Below are 18,642 nucleotides of genomic sequence, written 5' to 3'. Positions count from 1 at the left end.
GCCTTGCCCTGCAAGGACTGGGGGAATTGTTCAGGGCCGACTCCTTAGTGAGAGCGGCTCCTCAATCGCTGGAACCCGACTAACCTCGCGCCCATTGCCGCACTTGCTTCTGGGCCCTCTTGGCGGGAGGGGCTGCAAGAGCAGCTCAGTGACTACCTGCGCATCATTTCGACCACCAGAGGACGTCTCTCGGGCCCCACGCCATCGCCATTCGATGACGACTACCGATGGTGAAGTAATCACTGGGCAGCACGCGCGTGCGAACGTGCTGAATGGACCAGTTGCTCGTGTACTCGAACACCTGGCTGGCCAGCTTGAATGGCCAATACAGACTGGCATTTGCCGTCTCAATTTGCGAGCGCCCGCCGTAGCCAGGGTCACCGACCACTACACCCGGCACATTCGAGTGGTCAGGCAGCGTCTCGCGCCAAGCAAAGCCGCCATCAAGCACGACCTGTCCCAGGTAGTGTCGATGCGACATGGAAGCCTCATAGTCCACCACGTCGCGACGCTGGACAGCAATCTCGGTGTCGTCCAGGTAGTTGCGGTTGATTTTGCGGAAGAGCTTGAATTGAGCGCCAGTACGCGACGTAGCGTCACGATGCAGAACACCGCTGATGGCCGGCTTGAGCAGGTCGGCCAGCCACGGGAAGACGTTGTCTTCCAGCACGATGCCTTGAATCTGGAAACATGGCGTCTCCTTCGGTAACGCCGACAGGGAGATGGCCTGTGTCGGCAATGGGGGCGTGAAGGCGTCCGGGCGGGCGTTGGCGCGCTCACGCGCTTGCTCGGCCTGTTGCTATTGCAGACGTTGGACTTCAGGACCAGGGCCGGTGGTGGGCTGAGGCGCGACCTGCGCAAGCGCAATCGAACTCAGCGAGCCGACGCACAGGACGGCAGCACGGGAAACAACAGACAGCATGATGTGGGCGCGTAGAAAAAAAATTGCCTCAATGAGTGCGGCTTCGTGCTGCGGCAAAGAACGGCAGCAATGCCGTCCCTTGTCGCCGCACGAAGCTGTTTAGCGAGGTCTTTACTGTGCAGGCGCCACGGTCGCGGAAAGCGAACCCGCGTTCCCCAGAATCGGGGTGGGTACGGACGTCTTCACCAAGCCAACGCCTGGGGCAAACCACGTCGACCCCGATACAACGTTATCGATGCCGAACGGCATGCCAACACTGAAGAAGTTGGACCGGCGCACGGTGACATTGAGCTTGCACGCCTGCGCATACGTCGTGCTGCCGACCGTGACGTCTTCGCGGCCGGCGTAAGTGATGGTCAATTCCTTCATGTACCGCGCCGTGAAGGACGATGGCAGCGGGTCGGTGCCACCGGCACGCTGTTCCAGCATCAGCAGCGTGACGGGCGTGTTCAACTGGAAATCGGACACCGCAGGCACCGTCGAAACCAGGCCAGAATAGGTGAGCCCCCGCGAGAGGTTGTAGGTTGCCTTGCCGCCAAGCACGGCGTTGCGCAACTGCTCCAGCGTCATCCGCGTATAAGTGTAGGCATAGCGGTACGAAGGGGCGGTATCTCCAGAGGACGGGAAAGTGACGGCCCCTGCCGGTAGGAACGGAGCGCCGGGCAGCATGTAAAGGGTGTGGTGCTCGTCGCTGCCGGTCACTTGGTCGATGCGGTTGCGCTCGTCCAGCGCAAGGTAAGACTGGCCTTCGAACGTTTGCGTACCCAGCCCGGTAAGCGTGGCAATGTCGACTTGGACGGGAATTGTCGAGGTCGCTGTCACGGTCGCGGTCTTCCCGTTAGCAGGGAGCACGAAGCACGAAGCGTCGGCCGTGGTTGCCGATGCTTGCGAAGTCGCGCTGTTGCCCGTGCCGCTGTCGTCTCCACCGCCGCCACAGGCGACGGTCATTGCCGCTGCTGCTGCAGCCAACAGGTAGGTTCGGAATTTCTCTTGCATCTTCTTCAGTTCCTTCTGTTAGAAATGCTTCGCATGGCGCTGCGCGCATTGATAGGGAGCGAGCGCCGCTGTAAATGGAGACGGGGTCGGTGGGATCTCGGCCTGTTGGCTTCTGGTTCCAAGTGGCCAGTGGCAACGAAGGGCTTGCGTCAGTCGTGTGGCCGGCAACAAGCCCTCAAGATGCGGGGCATTTCGGCGCGCGCTCCAGAGGAAGGGGTTCGTCCGTGCCCTTGTCGTCAATGCGTTTTACCGAAACCCAGCAGTGCTTGTTGCCGAATTGCATGAAGATGTCGTAGTCCTTACCCGGCTCCGGCACGAACGTGTATTCAACTCGTGAGGCCACCCTCCTACGCTCATTTATGCGTTAGACGATGAAAACCTCACCTTCTCGCCCTTTCATCACTCTTCCGGTCGTCGCGCTTCTTCAGGAAATGCAGTACGCCCAGATAGATGGCAATAACGACGGACCAGAACAGGCAAAAACAGGCGAGTGCAACGAAGTGATTAACCGTAACGGCAAAACCGATTGCACGAAAAAAAGCCAATGCTGCCAAGAGAAGCCAGGGGGAAAGAATGGCTTTGGCAACGAGCAGCGAGGTTTTCCTCGAGAGCCAGGTTGAGTTGACACTGAGGGCACAAACGACCCGCCACCTTGAACAACAGCGCCAGCGCCAATTAGAGGTGCCGTCGCATTTGGAATCTGCAGGACGGCGGGCACGCCAGGTGAATACCTCGGGAAGACCGCACCGGAGGCAGCCTGTACGGCACCACCTGCACGAGCTCCGGCTCCGCCAAACATTTGCCCGAGAAGAGCTGAGGCACCGAGGCTATTCGTGTCGCCGTAATGTGGATTCTGGAAAGCCGAATTGGCTACATTGACTGTGCTCTTCGCCGATTCCTCAACTGCGACCAACATGCCGCGTGCGGCATTGAAGACGGTGCGGTAGCACTTCGCGTTCATGACAATCCAGCGTTGTAATTTTTACGGAAGGCCGGATTTTAAGCAGAAATTACCTCACAATGTGTTGTAACAACCCACGCTTTGCAATGATTTAGAATTGCGCCTCTTTAATCAGAGTTCAGTATTTTTTAATTCACGGAATTTCCCTGCCAGCGAGGTAATGCGAAAAAATGGGGAGGATGCTGGCTGTCCCGGTAGAGAGGAAATTTTTAGGAACCCAGCCCCTAGAAAGTGGGGTGTCGCGGTGGCTTACGGGAATCCTATAACGTCTTCCTCAAAGAACTGCCGGCGCGGACGATAAATCACTCGTTTGCGGCAAATCAAAAGTATCGACTCCTCGTCGTGTCCTTTGGAACTACCAATAAACTCGACCTTGATGGCGTTGGCAACCGGCTGCATGGCATGACCAGCGTCAAATAAATTTGACCAAGAAATACAACGACACCAAACACCTCGTCTCAGTGTCCTCCGTTTTGCGCACTGCAGTTGGAAAGACGCTGTTCGACTCACTGGGCGAGCTACTCGTTGGCAATCACCTTGAGCAGCGGGAACTCACTGTTTCCGAAGAGCGTCACGAGCGCTACATGGCAACCTGTTCCGCGTAGAGAGTATTCGCCTTGCTTTCGGCATGTTTTAAGAATCGGAAACAAAAATCGACGCAATCTGGTGATGGTAGATAGGGCGGTATATATTCATGCGATCTGTCGCCTGAGGACGTGATCCGTCTCCCTGTCCGCAGGCATCAAGCCCAGCGTCCCGATCCGTATTCCAGCGTTCCAGGATTCAAGGGAGTTCTTCTATGTCAGGCCAAATGCAAAGGGTATTTCGAGCGACGAGGAGCTTGATGTTCGTCGTCGGCGTGCTCTCGGGCTGTGCTGCGATGTCTCCTCCGCCTAGCCCTCAACAGCAGCTTGTCAATGTGCAGAAGAGCGACAGAGCGAGCTACGAGAAAAGTCTGAACGCATACGTGGCCCTCGCTGCCAATTCCAAGGCCTCGAACCGCACCCGCGTACTGGAGGCCTATCAGGCGCTGCTCTATCAATACTCCATTGCCGCTGGGAGCTGGGTTCGTGCCATCGATCCTCTCGCGCGGCAAACACTTCCGCCAGCTCTGCAGCCGTTTCCGATACCGTCGGGAACCCCCACGCTAGCCGACGTGAATCGAGACTACGAACGGGCGCTCGCGATGAACGCCACGATGTGGGATATCAATGGGGCGGCAACCGGGAGCAAGCCACCGAACCCATCGGTACCGATCTATACCGGTGCTGTGCTCTTCATGCCCAGTGCGCCGCCGCTTCCTCCTTTGCAAGACACTCGCGATCCAAAATATGCGCGGCTGGTTGCCATGACCGCCAAGGTGGATGCGGCGCAGAAAGCGGATATTGCTCAACAGCGTGCTGCGATCGAAAAACAGTATGCCGAGCAAGCTGAGTGGAGAGCCCGGCACCCTATTGGTCACTACTACGACTCGATCAACCCGGCCACAGGGCGGCCGTATCCGGCTCCGCAACAACCGGAACAGCGGTGGTGCCTTCAGACTGGTATCGGCGGGACTGGGCGGGTGCCCTGCTGAACCCGCGCGAATAGCCGGGTCAGGTTGCGCTGCACCGATGCGGTCGATGCGACGGTGAGCGCCTACACAAGCACCCAGTCAACGAAGAAGCCCGCCTTCTCCGCGAGGCGGGCTTCACACATGTGCCTTTCTGCTTCTGCTCGCTGCGGCCGCAGACTCAATGCACCCGGATGTTCTGGATGTGCGGCGCGAGCTTGGCTACGAATTGCTGTGCGTCCTTAAAGTCCTGCTCTTGCAGGGGAACATCCAGCTCATGGACCTTCTGGCCCGGGCCAGCCACGAGTCCGGCCTCCTTGTCGCCGTTCTTCTGTTGGGCGGCGACCAGCGTGCCCTTGGCGTCGACTACGACGGTGATCTTCATACCATCCCCCCACCTTGAAGGTTGTGCCAGCAGACGCCGGGCCCTTGGTTCGTGATGGCCACGAAATACGTGGTGTGGCCGTTGTTGTCTTTCTCCTTGCGTTGGTCGTTGGCCAGGTGCACGGCGCCGGAGTTCGGGGTCTTGACGTCGGCGCTGGCGAACTGCGTGCCGAAGTCCTGTCCGCCGTTCCGGGTGTACCACCAGTACGCGGTCTGGCCGGGGTTGAGCAGCGTGAGCGGTCCTACATTATTGAAGGCCATAAAACCACCCCAATACGAGTTAAGGAAAATTTCGCGCAAATAAAATGAGAGCTTTGTTTTGCAATTCAAAATTCAATGAATGTCCCCCTTTTTTGTTGGTTGTGAATGCAGGCGTGCCGTCATTGCCTGAATTAAGTAGATGTGGAATACCCACGCGCGATGCGAACAAAGCCTTGTGTCTCAAGGGGTTGAGGCTGAAGGTGCGTGATGCGATGGGTAAATTCGAGCTTCAGCGTAGGTCGGTGCGGAAAAATCTTCAATGCGCCGCGCTGTGAAGTTTTCTTTGATCTCGCGTGAGTGGAGATAAAAAAACGGCATGCGGATTTTTCGCGCGTCGTGATCTCGGCACTTGCCTATTGGTGCAGTGGCTTGCAACCGCCGATGGCGTTTAAAGCGCACGCGCCCTGGGGCCACCTTGTATCCTGCCGTGCGCCGACTCACGCAGCTCCCGGGTTGCGGGCGCTGCCATGACCGACATCCTGGGAGACTTCGCCGTGTTCTACTTCTTCAACAAGGTGCTTCTGCTCGCCGTGTACGGCATTGCACTGGGCAGCCTTCTGACGGCACTGCCGCTGTCGCCGGACGTGATCTATTGGGTACGCATCGCAGCGATGGCGCTGGTGATCGTGCACCTGCTGGAGCTTGTCGTGTGCTTCAAGAAAGTCGCCCTGCACAAGGGGCCGCTGTTCGACAGCGTGCTGCTGACGCTGCTGTTCGGCTTTCTGCATTGGAAGCCGATGGCCGATGCGGCGCAGCGTCCGCGCTGATTGCTGCCGCGCGCATGTGTGCCGCCATGACCACCCCGAGCGACGACGCGCTGACAACCCGCCTGGTACGGGTGCACGGCCGCGTGCAGGGCATCGGCTACCGCGAAGCCTGCGTGCGTCAGGCGCGGGCGCTCGGCGTCACGGGCTGGGTGCGCAACCGCATGGACGACTCGGTCGAGGTGATGCTGCAGGGCACGCCGCAGGCCCTGACGCTGATGTGCGACTGGCTGAGCGACGGCATGCCAGCCGCGCTTGTCGAGCGGGTCGAGATCACCCCACTCAGTCCGCCGTTTCCGCGCTTTGAGCACTTTGACCTGTTGCCCACGTTGTAGGCAAATGGCATCGCGGCGGGCGAGAAGTGCCGGTCGGCACACCTAGCCGCAATCGTCGGCGGCGCCTACTCTAGTTTGAGTCATCCTTCGCATATCTTTCTTGCTGCGATGCGGCACTCGTCATGGATAGAGCGGAACGAACAGCCTTCGTGTTTGCCGGCGGCGGCAGCCTGGGTGCCATCGAGGCCGGCATGCTGCGCGAGCTGGTGGCTTCTGGCGTCATTCCGGACATGGTGGTCGGGGCGTCGGCCGGGGCCATCAATGCGGCGTTCTTCGCGTGCAACCCGCACGTGGCCGGCACGACGCAGCTTGAGGCGCTCTGGCGCAGCGTGCGGCGTGCCGATGTCATGCCGTGGTCGTGGCGTTCAATGTTCGGCATGCTGGGTGGAAAACGTGCACACCTGGTGGATGCGTCCGGCCTGCAGCGCCTGCTGACGCGCCATTTTGCGCAGACGCGGCTGGAATCCGCCGTGCTGCCGCTGCATGTAGTGGCCACCGACATGCGCACCGGCGCCGAGGTGGTGCTGTCCAGCGGCGACATCGTGCAGGCCGTGTTGGCAAGCACCGCCATCCCCGGCGTGTATCCGCCGGTGCGCATTGGGGACCGCCTGCTGATCGACGGCGGCGTTGCCAATAACACACCCATCTCCGCCGCCATCCGGCTGGGTGCCACGCGAGTGATCGTGCTGCCGGCCGGCTTTGCCTGCGCCGACCGCCGCGCACCACGCAGCGCCATCGAGCACGCGCTCAATGCCCTGTCGCTGCTGGTTGCGCGCCAGCTTGTGCAGGATCTGGAGCGCTGGGCCGGGCAGGTGCCCATTGCCGTGGTGCCGCCGCTGTGCCCGCTCGACATCTCGCCCTACGATTACACCCGCTGCGGTGAGCTGATCGACCGCGCCGCCGCTGCCACGGCGGCTTGGCTGGCAGCCGATGGCCTGACCGGCACCGGCGTGCCGGGCGCCCTGCGTGAGCACCATCACGACGATACCCACGCAAGCTGCACTGCCGATCCTCACGCCATACCCACGGCTTAACGCCGGTGCGTAGACCGTAGCGGGGATTTTCCGCCTGGCGTTGAAACTGAATCTGCGCGGCGAGGCTGTTTCCCAGCCTGCCGCGCGCCGATGATGCGGCCATCCCATCCAACAGGAAGCCCATCATGAAAGCCGTTGCCTACTACGAGAGCCTGCCCATCGATGCGCCCAACGCGCTCGTCGACATCACCCTGCCTGAACCCACGCCCGGCCCGCGTGACCTGCTGGTGGAGGTGCGGGCCATCTCCGTCAATCCGGTCGATGTCAAGGTGCGCGCCGGCATGCCGCCGGTGGACAGCCAGCCGCGTGTGCTGGGCTGGGATGCGGCCGGCGTGGTGCGCGCTGTGGGCGCGGACGTCTCACTCTTCAAGCCCGGCGATGTGGTCTGGTATGCAGGCGCCCTGCAGCGCCCAGGCACCAACAGCGAGCTGCACGTAGTGGACGAACGCCTGGTCGGCACCATGCCCGCCACGCTAGGGTTCGCGCAGGCAGCGGCGCTGCCGCTCACGGCCATCACCGCGTGGGAGTTGTTGTTCGACCGGCTGCAGGTGCCAAAAGCCAGCACACCCAGCGGCAAGACGCTGTTGATCGTGGGTGCGGCGGGCGGCGTGGGGTCGATGCTCGTGCAGTTAGCGCGCCGGCTGACGGGCCTGACCGTGATCGGCACCGCCTCACGTCCCGAGACGGCTGCCTGGGTGCGCGAACTCGGCGCGCATCACGTGATTGACCACACCCAGCCGCTGGCGGCGGAACTGCGTCGTATCGGCTTTCCGCATGGCGGCGAGGTGGATTACGTGGCCGGCTTGAACCAGACCGAACACCACTTCGAGCAGATTGTCGAAGCGCTCAAGCCGCAGGGCCGCCTCGCACTGATCGACGATCCCGCGCAGCTCGACGTGCGCAAGCTCAAGGCCAAGAGCGTGTCGCTGCACTGGGAGTTCATGTACACGCGCTCGATGTTCAACACCGACGATCAGATCGAGCAGCATCGCTTGCTCAACCGCGTCGCTGCCCTGATCGATGAGGGCGCGCTGCGCTCGACCGTGAACGAGCAGTTCGGCACCATCAATGCGGCCAACCTCAAGCGCGCGCACGCCTTCATTGAAAGCAACCGGGCACGCGGCAAGGTGGTGCTGGAAGGGTTCTGAGCGGAGGCGCACGTGACGACATCCAAGCCGCCGGTGGTCAGGCTGGCCACCATCGATCTCTCGTTTCACCACGCGGCCGCTGGCATCGTGCGTGCCGTGTTAGAGCGGCACGGCGTGACTGTGACGGAGGTTCGCCGCCCGCACGGGGCCGGCTTTCAACTGTTCCGTGATGGCGAGGCCGATCTGCTGTGCGCCGCCTGGTTGCCGGGCAGCCATGGCGTCTATCTCGATGCCATGGCCGATCCGTTTGAGCGGGTGTGCGTGCTGTACACGCCGTTCGCACTGTGGGGCGTGCCGGAGTATGTACCCGTCGATTGCGTATCGAGCGTGGCTGACCTCGCTCGCCCGGATGTGGCCGCGCGCATGGCCAAGCGCATTCAGGGCATTGGTCCGGGCGCGGGCATCTCGCGGTTCTCGCGCGAGATCATCGACGCCTATGGGCTGGCAGCACACGGCTATCACTTTGAGAATGGCAGCCTGGACGATTGTGTGTCGGCCTTCGAACAGGCCGTGCATGAGCAGCGCTGGGCCGTCGTGCCCCTGTGGCAACCGCAATACCTGCACTGGACCCATCGCATTCGTCCGCTGGCCGAGCCGCGGGGCTTGCTGCGCGGCATGGACGACGCGACGCTGCTGCTCCGTGCCTCGGCGCGTGAGCGCTTGCCGGCTGCCGCTGTGCAGGCATTGCGTGCACTCTCGCCTGGCAATGCGGAGATGACGCGGCTCGATTTCGAGATCGTGCGAGAAGGGCGTTCGCCGCTCGAAGCTGGGCAGCGCTATCTGGCGCGCTGCGCAGATCCGGTCGCCTAGCGGGTGGCCGCCGTTTCCTACGGCGTGTCGGCTAGGTAACCGCGGATGCGATCCTGCAGGAAGTCGCGCAGCCGCATCAGCGTGGGCGACAGCGTGAGGCGGTGCGTGCAGACCAGATGCAGTGGCGCCACCTCGCCTTGCCAGTCGGTGAGCGCCACTTGCAGACGGCCAGCGCGCAGGTCGGCCAGCACATCCAGGCGCGATTTGTAGGCGATGCCGTGGCCGGCCACGGCCCAACGGCGCGCGAGTTCGCCATCGTCGGCGACGCGGTTGCCTGTCACGCGCACGACTTGGGTTTCGGCGTCGCGCTGGAAGGTCCATTGGTCGTGCGTGGTGTCGGACAGCGCCAGCAGCAGGCAGTTGTGCTGGCGCAGGTCGTCCGGTGTCCTGGGCACGCCATGGCGCGCGAAGTAGGCAGGCGCGGCGCACAGCACGCGGCGGTTGTCGGGCGCCAGCGGCAGCGCCACCAGCGACGAGTCTTCCGGCTCGCCGTAGCGCACCACGGCATCGACGCGCTGGCGGAACATGTCGACCAGCCGGTCGCTGATGCGCACCTGCAGCGCCACCGCCGGATGCTCGGCGAGGAAGTCATCGAGCCAGCCGGCAAGCACACTGCGCCCGAGGTCGGACGGGATCGACAGCGACACCTCGCCGCCGATGGCCTGTCGCCCGAGTGCGAGCGCATCCTGCCCGGCCTGCAGATCGGCCAGCGCGCGGCGCGCGTGCTGCAGATAGCGCTCGCCTTCCTGCGTGAGCGCCAGGCTGCGGGTGGAGCGCGCCAGCAGCCGCACATCCAGTTCAGCCTCCAGCCGCTTGACCGCCGCACTCGCTGCCGCCGGTGCAATGTTCAACACGCGCGCCGCCGCCGACAGGCTGCCGTTGTCCACGGCCAGCACGAAGATGGTGAGATCGTCGAGGCGGATCATTGCAGGCGAAATCGGGTGGGGCGGCGAGGCATGGGCGGCATCTTACCGAGCGATCAGTTCGCGCGCACCCGCGCCCAATCCAGGCCGAACCGTGCAAGGTATTTGCGTAGCCGGTCTGCATCGTTCGCTTACCACCTCCACACCTTCACTCTTGCAAAGTTTGAATATCACTTCGAGCACGGGTGCTACATCGACTTCTAGGGTATTGAATGGAGCTCCATTGAGGAGGTCCGATGGCGCGCACATGAAGCGACGCGAGCGGTTGTTCTGTGACAGTGCATGCCCTTACTCGCTTTGTGCGTCTTCAAAGTCTGGATCGGCGTCGCGCCACAGTGCCACCGCTTTGTCAGTGGCACTGTGGATCTCGTCCACATCGAGGTCCGTGTAAAGATGAACGTCATCCATCGCTCGTGTAAGCAGGCCTACTGCGAGGCGCAGTAGCATCGCGACTAGCGGCGGTTCAGCGGCAGCACGATATAAGACCAAGTTCGCCGACGTGCGATGGCGTGATCGCAAGCTAGTCAGGTTGGGATGAACGAGAGCGAATAGAACTCGATAGTATGAGTAAAGTGATTCCAGATCGATGCGTTCCAACTTCTCTTTTAGCTTGAGTTCCTTGAATCCTCGAGTTCTAAGCTCATCTCGGATCGGTCGATCGAGTGCGTCCCACTCGGCTAGCGTAGAGGCCATGTCTTCAGTCACGCCAGCAGAAGCCCCGAACTCATCGAAGAGAGCTACATTCTCACGTGCACTCTGGTAACGCATTTGGTCAACGTAAGCGGAGCAATGGCAAAGGTTCTGCAGGTCAGCGACGCCTTCGAGCATGGAACGTATCGGCCCAGCAGCATGGCTCGCGAGGTCGGCTTCCATCAGGCATACGGCTGAATGAAATTGCTCGAAGATCGTCAGTGTGAGGCAGGCAGCAAGCTCAGCTTGCTCTGAGTCCGAGGGCACCTGGGCTCGTTCCAGGATATCTTCGAACATTTCGACGATTACGTTGGCTGCTTTGTAGGCCTTGTCGAGTTCAATCACGATAGTTACCTCAGCGGGGCGTTTTTTGTCTGCGCCTACCGGTGCGCGAGGATGTTCACCACGTTCCCAAACGGGTCGCGCACATAAAAACGCCGCACACCCCAGGGCTCATCGACGAGCGGATAGACGATCTCCAGACCGAGAGACAAGGCACGCGCATGTACGGCATCCACGTCGTCCACCTCGATGGACAGCGCCGGCACCGGCGTGCCCGAGCCGCCCTCGGTGGCGATGCTGACCTGTGGCGCCATCTGTGCGCCCGTAGTGGCAAGGGTGACGATCCAGCCGTGGTCCATCAACGGCTCCAGGCCGAGCAGTTCGGCGTAGAACGCGTGGGCGCGCGCCGGGTCGGCGGCATGCAGGTTCGGGACGATGCGTCGGACGGCCATGCTGCGCTCCTGTCGGGTTGGCGTGCACGATTGTAGTCAGCGTTGTGATGGCGCGTTCGCATGCATGGACGTCGCACATCACGTAAAGTGGCGGGCACTCGAACCACATACACAAAGACACGCACGCCATGGATTTCCTGCAATCGCTGCTGGCCCCGCGCCTGCAAAACGTCGAAACCTCCGCCATCCGCGAGCTCTTCAAGGTGCTCGGCAAGCCCGGCCTGATCTCGTTTGCCGGCGGCTTTCCGGATTCGGCCCTGTTTGATGTCGAGGGCCTGAAGGCCGCCGCCGACAGCGCACTCACGACCGACGCCGCTCGCGCGCTGCAATACGGCGCCACGGAGGGCTTCGAGCCGCTGCGCGAGGCCATCGTCACGTTGATGAAGGCGCGCGGCGCCACCGTCGTCAATACCGACATCCTCGTCACCACCGGCTCGCAGCAAGGCCTGGACCTGCTGGGCAAGGTGCTGATCGGTGAGGGCGATACGGTGCTGGTCGAGGCGCCGACGTTCCTGGCCGCCATCCAGGCGTTCAAGCTGTATGGCGCCAAAGTGGCCGGCGTGCCGACTGACGGCGATGGCCTGGACGTCGATGCGCTGGAGAAGGTGCTTGCTACCAGCCGCCCCAAGTTCCTCTACGTGATCCCCAACTTCGGCAACCCCAACGGCGCACTGATGAGCCTGGAGCGCCGCCAGCGTCTGCTGCAACTGGCTGTGCGCCACAACCTGCTGATCGTCGAGGATGATCCGTACGGCGAGCTGTACTTCGACGCGCCGCCGCCGCCCTCGCTCTACACGCTCAGCCAGCAGACCGAAGGCGCGCAGGGCCGCGTGATCTACCTGGGCAGCCTGTCGAAGGTGATGGCGCCGGGGCTGCGCGTGGGCTGGATGATCGCGCCGTCGCAGATCCTGGGCAACGCAGTGATGGTCAAGCAGTTTGCCGATGCGCACACCTCCACGTTTGCACAGGCCACGGCTGCCGCCTATCTGCGCAGCAACCGCCTGGAGACCGTGTTGCCGCGCACGCGCGCCGCCTATGCCGAGCGTGCACACGCCATGGCCAACGGCCTGCGCGCGCTGCTGCCCGAGGCTGAGCTGACCTTCAACCGCCCGCGCGGCGGCATGTTCCTGTGGGGCCGCCTGCCGGGTCGCAACGCGGCGGAGGTGGCCAAGATCGCCATTGAGCGCGGCGTGGCGTTCGTGCCGGGCGCCGCGTTCTATGCGGTCGATCCGGACCGCTCGACGCTGCGTCTGTCGTACGCCACGTCGTCGCTCGCACAGGTGGAAGAGGGCGTGCGCAAGCTGGCCGGCGCCATCCGCGAACTGCCGGTCGCCTGACCGCCTGAACGGTGGGCGCGCAGGCAGCGTTGCCGGCGCGCGCCACCGCATCCACAAAGAGGCAATCGCCGCGCGCACGCGTTAAGCTGGCGGCTCCAAAAAGCACAGGAGACACCCGCCATGCCGCAGCCTGATGAGCGGGATGGAGCCATCGCGCCAGCCCGAGGCCGTGCGGTGAGCGCGCCGGACGCGCCGACGGATGCGCAGCAAGACCCGGCGCTGCTGCGCCGTCTGCTGCGCGCCAAGGACCGGATGGACGCGGCCTCGCACGAGGCGTGGCCGGTCAAGCGGTTGGCCGAGGTGAGCGGCATCTCGGAAGCCCACTTTGCGCGCTCCTTCAAGCAGGCCTTCGGCATTCCACCGCACCGCTACCTGCTGACGCGGCGTATCGAGCAGGCGAGCACGCTGTTGCGCGATACCGACCTCCCCATCATCGAGATTGCCTTCGCCACCGGCTGGGAAAGCCTGGGCACCTTCGGCCGGATCTTTCGCGACATCACGGGGCAGAGCCCGAGCGCCCTGCGCCGTGAGGCTCAAGCCACGGCGGCGGCGCAACAGCTCGACCGCGTGCCCGCCTGCGTCCTGAAGGCGGCACAGCGGCCCGACCTCACCACAGCAGTTTCGGAGAAGCGCCGCCGCTTGGCAGCGCGTACAAATCCACCATCAACACAGCCGAAGGAGAAGCAATGAGCCAAGGGATCAACGTGGTGGGTTTGTATGTGGATGACCAGGACGAGGCGCTGGCGTTCTACGTCGACAAGCTCGGGTTTCGTGTCCACACCGACGTGCGCAACGGTCCGTATCGCTGGCTGACGGTGCAGCATCCGGAGCAGCCGTCGTTCCAGCTTGGCCTGTTCCGGCCGGGGCCGCCCGTGCACGACGAAGCCACCGCGCAGACGCTGCACGCCATGGTGGCGAAGGGCGCGATGCCGCCGCTGGTCCTGACCGTGAACGACTGCCGCGCCACCTACGAGCAATTGCGTGCCCGCGGCGTGGAATTCACGCAGGAGCCTGTGGACCGCTTCGGCAGCGTCGATGCCGGCTTCCGTGACCCCGCCGGCAACGGCTGGAAGATGATCCAGGCGGCAGGAGGTGCGAAATGAACGGCCGCACGTGGATTCGGCAGTTTCACCGCTGGGTGTCGATGGCGTTCACGCTTACGGCGGTCACCAACTTTGCCGCCATGGCGCGAGGTACGCCGCCGGCGTGGATCACCTACGCGCCGTTGTTGCCGCTGGCGTTGCTGCTGATCACGGGGCTATATCTGTTTGCGTTGCCGTACCTGAATCGGCGTGGCAAGCAGCATTCGACGGATGATCGGGACGCGCCGACTGCGACGATCTGAGCGTTGCATGTGGAGCTTTGCGCTCGGCGCGTGAGGCTCCGAGGCTCAAACGCCGAGCCCAAACTGTGGAGCGTGAGCCTCAGACACTCGGGCGCCGAGCACAACGCTCGGAACGCGAGAGTTCAAGGTCGAAAATGTCAGGCTCAAAGTGCCGAGCACGAGGCTCTGAGGTCCGGACGCCGAGCGTTTGAGGCTCGAACGTCGGGTTCGAGGCCCGACGCGCGAGAGTTTGAGGTCCAAAATGCCGAGCCCAAAGCTCGGGGCACGAGGGTTTGAGGCTTGATCGCCGGGCTCGGGGCTCGGCGCGCGTGGGTCTGGGGCTCGCGCGCCGAGTTCGACGCCCGGCGTGTGACGGTTTGCGGTCCAGATGCCGGTGTTCAATGGGCAACCGACGTGGCCGTCTGCTCGGTTGCTTGCGTCTGCGCATGCCGTCCGCCCATCCGCCACACCACCACCGCCACCACGTGGCACCCCGCCGCCGCCCAGCCGAGCATGCCCGGGCCCCCATGCGCCAGCGCCAGCGCACCGACGCTCGAGCCCAGCGCAATCCCCACATACACGGCAGACGCATGCAGTGACAGCGTAATCGGCGCCACCTCCGGTGCCAGGCGGATCAACCGCGTTGCCTGCGCCGGGCCGAAGCCCCAGCCCGCCATGCCCCACAGCACGACCGCGCCGATGGCGATGGCGGCGGCTGTTGCGCCATGCAGCACCTGCGCCGACAGCGACAGCACCGAGAACGCCAGCACGATGCCCGCGCTGCTGACGGCCAGCACGCGCGGCACGCCCGAGCGGTCGGTCATATGCCCGCCCAGCCCGGTGCCGAGCGCCGCAAAGCTGCCGACCAGAAACAGCACGACGCCCACGCTCTGCGGCCGGAAGCCGAGACCCTGCACGAAGAACGGCGCGACGTACGTGTAGAACGTGAAGCCGCCCGCCGCCCACAGCGCCGAGACCGCCAGCGCGCCCAGCATGCCGGGCCGCCGCGCCACCGTCAGGCGTTGCGCCAGCGTGGTCACGCTATGCGGTAGGGCGCGCGGCAGGCCGAAGGCGAGTCCCGCTGTCGCAAAGGCCGACAGCACGCCGCATGCGACGAAGGTCATGCGCCAGTCGCCTTGCGCGGCAATCCACGCGCCCAGCGGCACGCCCAACGCCACCGCCAACGTGCCGCCGCCCGTGATGATGGCGAGTGCCGTGCCGCTGCGCGCCGCCGGCACCAGCGAGGTTGCCACCGCATTGGCGGTCGGCAGGAACACGCCTGCCGTGATGGCCAGCAGAACGCGCGCCGCCATCAACTGCCCGAAACTGTGCGCGGCGGCGGCCAGCAAGTTGCCGCAAGCGAAGAGAGCCAGCGCGCCGATCAGCACGCGGCGCCGGTCTACGTTGCCAAGCAGCGTCGCCATGGCGGGCGAACCCACGGCATACGTGATGGCGAATACCGTGACGAGTTGCCCTGCCGCCGGCACGCTCACGCCCAGTTCAGCGGCGAGCACCGGCAGCAGGCCGGCGATCATGAATCCTTCCGTGCCGATGGCGAACGCGCCCAGGCACAACCACCACAGCGATGCCGGCATGGTCGGCTCCTGTCAGAAAGAAGAAAAAAAAGGAATGCGAGGGCGGCCGAAGGCCGCGAGCAGTCAGCGCGCGACGGATTCGGCCGTCTGGCCGAACAGCACGCGGCGCTCGTCGTCGGAGATGTCTTCGCGGCGGCGCGAGTAGGCTTTTTCTATGCCCACATATGCGCGCTCCGTGGCCGGCCGCGCGCTGATGGCGTCAAACCAGCGCCGCAGATGCGGGAAGTCATCGAGGTTCTGGCCGTGCCCGGCGTGCGGCACGATCCACGGATAGGCGGCGATGTCGGCGATCGTGTAGTTGTTGCCGGCGATGTACGGGCGATCGGCCAGGCGGCGGTCGAGCACGCCATACAGGCGGTTGGTTTCCTTGGTGTAGCGCTCGATGGCGTAGGGCACGCGCTCGGGCGCATACACGTTGAAGTGGCCGATCTGCCCGGCCATCGGGCCCAGTCCGCCCACCTGCCAGAACAGCCACTTGAGCACTTCCATGCGGCCTTGCAGGTCAGTCGGCATCAGTTGGCCGGTCTTCTCGGCCAGGTAGAGCAGCATGGCGCCCGACTCGAACAGCACGACGGGTTCGCTGCCCTCGGCTGGCGCGTGGTCGACCATCGCCGGGATCTTGTTGTTGGGCGAGATGGCCAGGAATTCGGGCTTGAACTGCTCCCCACGGCTGATATCGACGGGGATGACGCGATGCGGCAGGCCGGTCTCGGCAAAGAACAGCGCCATCTTCAGGCCGTTGGGGGTGGCGCAGTAATAGAGGTCGATCATGGTGGGCTCTGGCGTATGCGTGAGGTTGAGTGCCAGATTAGGCGGGGAACTGGCCTTTTGTAATTACCAGAAATCGGTAATTTCAGGTGGCCACTTTGCTGCTGCAGCAGTCCCGCCTCAGTGCCCAGGCGCCTGCGCGGGCTCGGGCAGCTCGCACGAGCGCGCATAGCCCTCCCACGCAGCGGTGGCGCACAGCACCACGGTCGCCAGCGCGGACACGGCCAGCGCGGACAATGCGTTCGCCACCAGCCCAATGCCCCCAAGCGCCAGCAACCCCACGAAATGCGCCATGCGCACCCGCCCGAAAATCGCCCACTTGAACAGCAGGTTGCCGAGCAGGTACAGCCCAGCGCTGCCCAGCACCGCCAGCGCCGCGCCCGCATGGGCGTGGCCCACCGGATGCGCCAGCACAAACTCATCGGCCACCGCGCTGACGATGATGCCCGCCACCAGCAACACGTGGATGTAGGTGTACGCCAGGCGCGCCAGCCGGCCCGGATCGGCCGCGTGCGAGATGGTGTGCGCACCGCGCTCGGCGATGGTGTCGAAGTACAGCCACCACATCGCCAGGCTGCCGATGAACGACACCGCCATCGCCGCGATGTTGGCTGCGCTCCAGCCGAGCCCGGCAAACGTCGAGCCGGTCACCAGCACCGATTCGCCCAGCGCGATGATGATGAACAGTGAGCACCGCTCGGCCATGTGGCCGCCTTCCACGTTCCAGTCGTCGGTGGTTGAGCGGCCCAGGCCTGGCGTGTAAAAGCCTGCCGACGGGCCGATCCACTCGATGCCCAGTGCCACGATCCAGCACGTCCAGCGTGCCGAGCCATCCACCAGCCCGCCCACCAGCCATAGCACCGCCGAGATGCCGAGCCATACGCCGATGCGCTGGAAGTTGCGCCGCATGGCGAGCGATTCGCCGCGCACCGCCCACAGGAAGAACAGCGTGCGCCCGAACTGCATGAACACATAGGCCAGCGCAAATGCCAGTCCGCCCGGCCCGAACGCCTGCGGCAGCGATGCAGAAAGCAGCAGCCCCGCCGTCATCAGCACCAGCAACAGCATGCGGATGGCGAGCTTCTCCGGGTCGAGCCAGTTGGTGACCCACGACGTGAAGATCCACACCCACCACACCGCCAGCATCAGCAGCAGCGCCTGCGCGCCGCCTTCGAGCGTGAAGTTGCCGATCAGTAGATGCGAGAGCTGTGTCACCGCGAACACGAACACCAGGTCGAAGAACAGCTCGATGTTGGTGACGCGGTGATGGCCATGCATACCGGCTGATGTGGCGGGCGTGGCGCGGAGATAGCTGCGGGGCATGAGGCTTCCTGCGTGGGTTGGGTGATCAGGCCGACTGCATGCCCAGCGTGAGCGTGCCTGCGCCCACCATCACTGCGCCGCCGGTGTAGCCGAAGCGGCGCTGCGCGGCCACGCTGGTCAGGCGCTTGGCGAGCAGCTTGGCGGCTAGCGCGTACATGGACGCATTCGCTGCGGCCAGGCACACGAAGGTCGGCAGCAGGATAACGCTTTGCGAGAGGAAGGTCTGATCGGCCGACATGAACTGCGGCACGAAGGCGACGAAGAAGACGATGCTCTTGGGGTTCAGCGCCGTCACCGTCCATGCGGACAGGAAACGCCGGCGCGCGGACTTCTGCTGCACGGGGATGGCGGCCTCGGGCGCGTCGTCGCGCAGGCGGCGGGCGCTTACGATGGACTTGATGCCCAGGTACACCAGATAGGAACCGCCGACCAGCTTGAGTACCGTGAACGCCGTGGCCGATGCAGCGAGCAGGGCGCCCGCGCCGGCCAGCGACACGGTCATCGCGGTGGTGTCGCCAGCGGCCACGCCCGCGACCGTGCTCCACGCCGAGCGGCCACGGTTGGCCAGCGAATCACCGATCACCAGCAGGATGGTCGGGCCCGGGATGAGCAGGATGATGATGCTGGCGCCGATGAAGGCCAGCCAGGTTTGGAGGGTCATGGTGGCTCCCTGAAATTTTTGGGGTGGGGCCACAGTTATCCATGAAAAATCTGGAGCGTCAAATGGGGAAGGTGGTTTGGATTTCTTGTTTTTTGCGTTGTTGGTCCATCCCTTGTTTCA

Annotated in this window: 21 protein-coding genes and 2 pseudogenes; 11 read left to right on the top strand and 12 right to left on the bottom strand. The window is 63.8% G+C overall.

From position 1 onward, the window contains the following. Positions 1-214: 214 nt before the first annotated feature. Positions 215-922, bottom strand: a pseudogene (locus B4F51_RS12360) (ShlB/FhaC/HecB family hemolysin secretion/activation protein); the annotation flags it as partial. Between the two features lie 111 nt (positions 923-1,033). Continuing rightward, positions 1,034-1,918: a hypothetical protein gene (locus B4F51_RS12355; protein ID WP_296225883.1), complete on the bottom strand. Its 885-nt coding sequence runs from the start codon at positions 1,916-1,918 to the stop codon at positions 1,034-1,036. Between the two features lie 371 nt (positions 1,919-2,289). On the opposite strand from B4F51_RS12355, the gene B4F51_RS12350 reads away from it, so the two are divergent. Then, complete coding sequence (locus B4F51_RS12350) at positions 2,290-2,538, top strand: hypothetical protein (RefSeq protein ID WP_296225881.1); 249 nt, start codon at positions 2,290-2,292, stop codon at positions 2,536-2,538. 296 nt (positions 2,539-2,834) lie between these two features. On the opposite strand, the pseudogene B4F51_RS24650 reads toward B4F51_RS12350, so the two are convergent. Beyond that, positions 2,835-2,879: pseudogene (locus B4F51_RS24650) on the bottom strand (hypothetical protein); the annotation flags it as partial. Between the two features lie 844 nt (positions 2,880-3,723). On the opposite strand from B4F51_RS24650, the gene B4F51_RS12345 reads away from it, so the two are divergent. After that, entirely contained in the window at positions 3,724-4,455 is a 732-nt protein-coding gene (locus B4F51_RS12345) for a hypothetical protein (RefSeq protein WP_296225880.1), read from the top strand. A gap of 157 nt (positions 4,456-4,612) precedes the next feature. On the opposite strand, the gene B4F51_RS12340 is transcribed toward B4F51_RS12345, so the two are convergent. Both B4F51_RS12340 and B4F51_RS12335 read right to left on the bottom strand, forming a co-directional pair. After that, a complete protein-coding gene (locus B4F51_RS12340; protein WP_296225878.1) occupies positions 4,613-4,816 on the bottom strand; it encodes a hypothetical protein in 204 nt (67 codons plus the stop codon). Continuing rightward, on the bottom strand, positions 4,813-5,076 hold the full coding sequence (locus tag B4F51_RS12335) for a hypothetical protein (RefSeq protein ID WP_296225877.1): 264 nt from the start codon (positions 5,074-5,076) through the stop codon (positions 4,813-4,815). The genes B4F51_RS12340 and B4F51_RS12335 overlap by 4 nt, the downstream gene beginning before the upstream one ends. A 467-nt stretch (positions 5,077-5,543) precedes the next feature. On the opposite strand from B4F51_RS12335, the gene B4F51_RS12330 reads away from it, so the two are divergent. The 5 genes from B4F51_RS12330 (at position 5,544) to B4F51_RS12310 (ending at position 9,167) form a co-directional block, all read left to right on the top strand. Beyond that, on the top strand, positions 5,544-5,843 hold the full coding sequence (locus B4F51_RS12330) for a hypothetical protein (RefSeq protein WP_296225876.1): 300 nt from the start codon (positions 5,544-5,546) through the stop codon (positions 5,841-5,843). Between the two features lie 26 nt (positions 5,844-5,869). Continuing rightward, positions 5,870-6,175 (top strand): acylphosphatase, encoded by a 306-nt coding sequence (locus B4F51_RS12325; protein WP_296225875.1) that lies wholly within the window; start codon positions 5,870-5,872, stop codon positions 6,173-6,175. Positions 6,176-6,297: 122 nt separating this feature from the next. Continuing rightward, the gene (locus B4F51_RS12320) at positions 6,298-7,209 is read left to right on the top strand and encodes a patatin-like phospholipase family protein (RefSeq protein WP_296225874.1); all 912 of its coding nucleotides are present in this window, start codon (positions 6,298-6,300) and stop codon (positions 7,207-7,209) included. 125 nt (positions 7,210-7,334) lie between these two features. Continuing rightward, a complete protein-coding gene (locus B4F51_RS12315) occupies positions 7,335-8,357 on the top strand; it encodes a zinc-binding alcohol dehydrogenase family protein (RefSeq protein ID WP_296225873.1) in 1,023 nt (340 codons plus the stop codon). Between the two features lie 12 nt (positions 8,358-8,369). Then, positions 8,370-9,167, top strand: a complete 798-nt coding sequence (locus B4F51_RS12310; protein ID WP_296225872.1) for a glycine betaine ABC transporter substrate-binding protein — start codon at positions 8,370-8,372, stop codon at positions 9,165-9,167. Positions 9,168-9,184: 17 nt separating this feature from the next. On the opposite strand, the gene B4F51_RS12305 is transcribed toward B4F51_RS12310, so the two are convergent. The 3 genes from B4F51_RS12305 to B4F51_RS12295 all read right to left on the bottom strand — a co-directional run bounded on the left by B4F51_RS12305 (position 9,185) and on the right by B4F51_RS12295 (position 11,514). Continuing rightward, a complete protein-coding gene (locus B4F51_RS12305; RefSeq protein ID WP_296225871.1) occupies positions 9,185-10,093 on the bottom strand; it encodes a LysR family transcriptional regulator in 909 nt (302 codons plus the stop codon). A gap of 285 nt (positions 10,094-10,378) precedes the next feature. Continuing rightward, positions 10,379-11,125, bottom strand: coding sequence for a DUF5677 domain-containing protein (locus tag B4F51_RS12300; RefSeq protein WP_296225869.1), 747 nt, complete (start codon positions 11,123-11,125; stop codon positions 10,379-10,381). A gap of 35 nt (positions 11,126-11,160) precedes the next feature. Next, the gene (locus B4F51_RS12295) at positions 11,161-11,514 is read right to left on the bottom strand and encodes a glyoxalase superfamily protein (protein WP_296225868.1); all 354 of its coding nucleotides are present in this window, start codon (positions 11,512-11,514) and stop codon (positions 11,161-11,163) included. Between the two features lie 128 nt (positions 11,515-11,642). Here B4F51_RS12295 and B4F51_RS12290 point away from each other — a divergent pair, with 128 nt between their 5' ends. The 4 genes from B4F51_RS12290 (at position 11,643) to B4F51_RS12275 (ending at position 14,196) form a co-directional block, all read left to right on the top strand. Further along, on the top strand, positions 11,643-12,851 hold the full coding sequence (locus B4F51_RS12290) for a PLP-dependent aminotransferase family protein (RefSeq protein WP_296225866.1): 1,209 nt from the start codon (positions 11,643-11,645) through the stop codon (positions 12,849-12,851). 120 nt (positions 12,852-12,971) lie between these two features. Beyond that, entirely contained in the window at positions 12,972-13,541 is a 570-nt protein-coding gene (locus B4F51_RS12285) for a helix-turn-helix transcriptional regulator (RefSeq protein ID WP_296225864.1), read from the top strand. Next, positions 13,538-13,954: a VOC family protein gene (locus B4F51_RS12280; protein WP_296225862.1), complete on the top strand. Its 417-nt coding sequence runs from the start codon at positions 13,538-13,540 to the stop codon at positions 13,952-13,954. Before B4F51_RS12285 ends, B4F51_RS12280 begins: the two co-directional genes overlap by 4 nt. Continuing rightward, on the top strand, positions 13,951-14,196 hold the full coding sequence (locus B4F51_RS12275) for a hypothetical protein (protein ID WP_296225860.1): 246 nt from the start codon (positions 13,951-13,953) through the stop codon (positions 14,194-14,196). Before B4F51_RS12280 ends, B4F51_RS12275 begins: the two co-directional genes overlap by 4 nt. Before the next feature lie 377 nt (positions 14,197-14,573). On the opposite strand, the gene B4F51_RS12270 is transcribed toward B4F51_RS12275, so the two are convergent. The 4 genes from B4F51_RS12270 to B4F51_RS12255 all read right to left on the bottom strand — a co-directional run bounded on the left by B4F51_RS12270 (position 14,574) and on the right by B4F51_RS12255 (position 18,522). Continuing rightward, on the bottom strand, positions 14,574-15,770 hold the full coding sequence (locus tag B4F51_RS12270; protein ID WP_296225858.1) for an MFS transporter: 1,197 nt from the start codon (positions 15,768-15,770) through the stop codon (positions 14,574-14,576). A gap of 63 nt (positions 15,771-15,833) precedes the next feature. Continuing rightward, complete coding sequence (locus B4F51_RS12265) at positions 15,834-16,541, bottom strand: glutathione binding-like protein (RefSeq protein WP_296225856.1); 708 nt, start codon at positions 16,539-16,541, stop codon at positions 15,834-15,836. 117 nt (positions 16,542-16,658) lie between these two features. Further along, on the bottom strand, positions 16,659-17,861 hold the full coding sequence (locus B4F51_RS12260; protein WP_296225854.1) for a low temperature requirement protein A: 1,203 nt from the start codon (positions 17,859-17,861) through the stop codon (positions 16,659-16,661). Between the two features lie 25 nt (positions 17,862-17,886). Next, positions 17,887-18,522, bottom strand: a complete 636-nt coding sequence (locus B4F51_RS12255; RefSeq protein ID WP_296225852.1) for a LysE family translocator — start codon at positions 18,520-18,522, stop codon at positions 17,887-17,889. Between the last annotated feature and the right edge of the window lie 120 nt (positions 18,523-18,642).

It is taken from the genome of Ralstonia sp. UBA689 (assembly GCF_002298975.1).
In the GTDB taxonomy this organism is placed as follows: Bacteria; Pseudomonadota; Gammaproteobacteria; order Burkholderiales; family Burkholderiaceae; genus Ralstonia.
This window is presented reverse-complemented; position numbering and strand designations above follow the sequence as displayed.

Excerpts from the sequence above, each read along its gene's own strand:
- B4F51_RS12325 (WP_296225875.1), top strand. The coding sequence starts at position 5,870 with ATGACCACCCCGAGCGACGACGCGCTGACAACCCGCCTGGTACGGGTG.
- B4F51_RS12265 (WP_296225856.1), bottom strand. The coding sequence starts at position 16,541 with ATGATCGACCTCTATTACTGCGCCACCCCCAACGGCCTGAAGATGGCG.
- B4F51_RS12355 (WP_296225883.1), bottom strand. The coding sequence starts at position 1,918 with ATGCAAGAGAAATTCCGAACCTACCTGTTGGCTGCAGCAGCAGCGGCA.
- B4F51_RS12315 (WP_296225873.1), top strand. The coding sequence starts at position 7,335 with ATGAAAGCCGTTGCCTACTACGAGAGCCTGCCCATCGATGCGCCCAAC.
- B4F51_RS12290 (WP_296225866.1), top strand. The coding sequence starts at position 11,643 with ATGGATTTCCTGCAATCGCTGCTGGCCCCGCGCCTGCAAAACGTCGAA.
- B4F51_RS12275 (WP_296225860.1), top strand. The coding sequence starts at position 13,951 with ATGAACGGCCGCACGTGGATTCGGCAGTTTCACCGCTGGGTGTCGATG.
- B4F51_RS12305 (WP_296225871.1), bottom strand. The coding sequence starts at position 10,093 with ATGATCCGCCTCGACGATCTCACCATCTTCGTGCTGGCCGTGGACAAC.
- B4F51_RS12285 (WP_296225864.1), top strand. The coding sequence starts at position 12,972 with ATGCCGCAGCCTGATGAGCGGGATGGAGCCATCGCGCCAGCCCGAGGC.
- B4F51_RS12345 (WP_296225880.1), top strand. The coding sequence starts at position 3,724 with ATGTTCGTCGTCGGCGTGCTCTCGGGCTGTGCTGCGATGTCTCCTCCG.
- B4F51_RS12320 (WP_296225874.1), top strand. The coding sequence starts at position 6,298 with ATGGATAGAGCGGAACGAACAGCCTTCGTGTTTGCCGGCGGCGGCAGC.
- B4F51_RS12255 (WP_296225852.1), bottom strand. The coding sequence starts at position 18,522 with ATGACCCTCCAAACCTGGCTGGCCTTCATCGGCGCCAGCATCATCATC.
- B4F51_RS12260 (WP_296225854.1), bottom strand. The coding sequence starts at position 17,861 with ATGCCCCGCAGCTATCTCCGCGCCACGCCCGCCACATCAGCCGGTATG.
- B4F51_RS12280 (WP_296225862.1), top strand. The coding sequence starts at position 13,538 with ATGAGCCAAGGGATCAACGTGGTGGGTTTGTATGTGGATGACCAGGAC.
- B4F51_RS12330 (WP_296225876.1), top strand. The coding sequence starts at position 5,544 with ATGACCGACATCCTGGGAGACTTCGCCGTGTTCTACTTCTTCAACAAG.
- B4F51_RS12295 (WP_296225868.1), bottom strand. The coding sequence starts at position 11,514 with ATGGCCGTCCGACGCATCGTCCCGAACCTGCATGCCGCCGACCCGGCG.
- B4F51_RS12340 (WP_296225878.1), bottom strand. The coding sequence starts at position 4,816 with ATGAAGATCACCGTCGTAGTCGACGCCAAGGGCACGCTGGTCGCCGCC.
- B4F51_RS12270 (WP_296225858.1), bottom strand. The coding sequence starts at position 15,770 with ATGCCGGCATCGCTGTGGTGGTTGTGCCTGGGCGCGTTCGCCATCGGC.
- B4F51_RS12350 (WP_296225881.1), top strand. The coding sequence starts at position 2,290 with ATGAAAACCTCACCTTCTCGCCCTTTCATCACTCTTCCGGTCGTCGCG.
- B4F51_RS12335 (WP_296225877.1), bottom strand. The coding sequence starts at position 5,076 with ATGGCCTTCAATAATGTAGGACCGCTCACGCTGCTCAACCCCGGCCAG.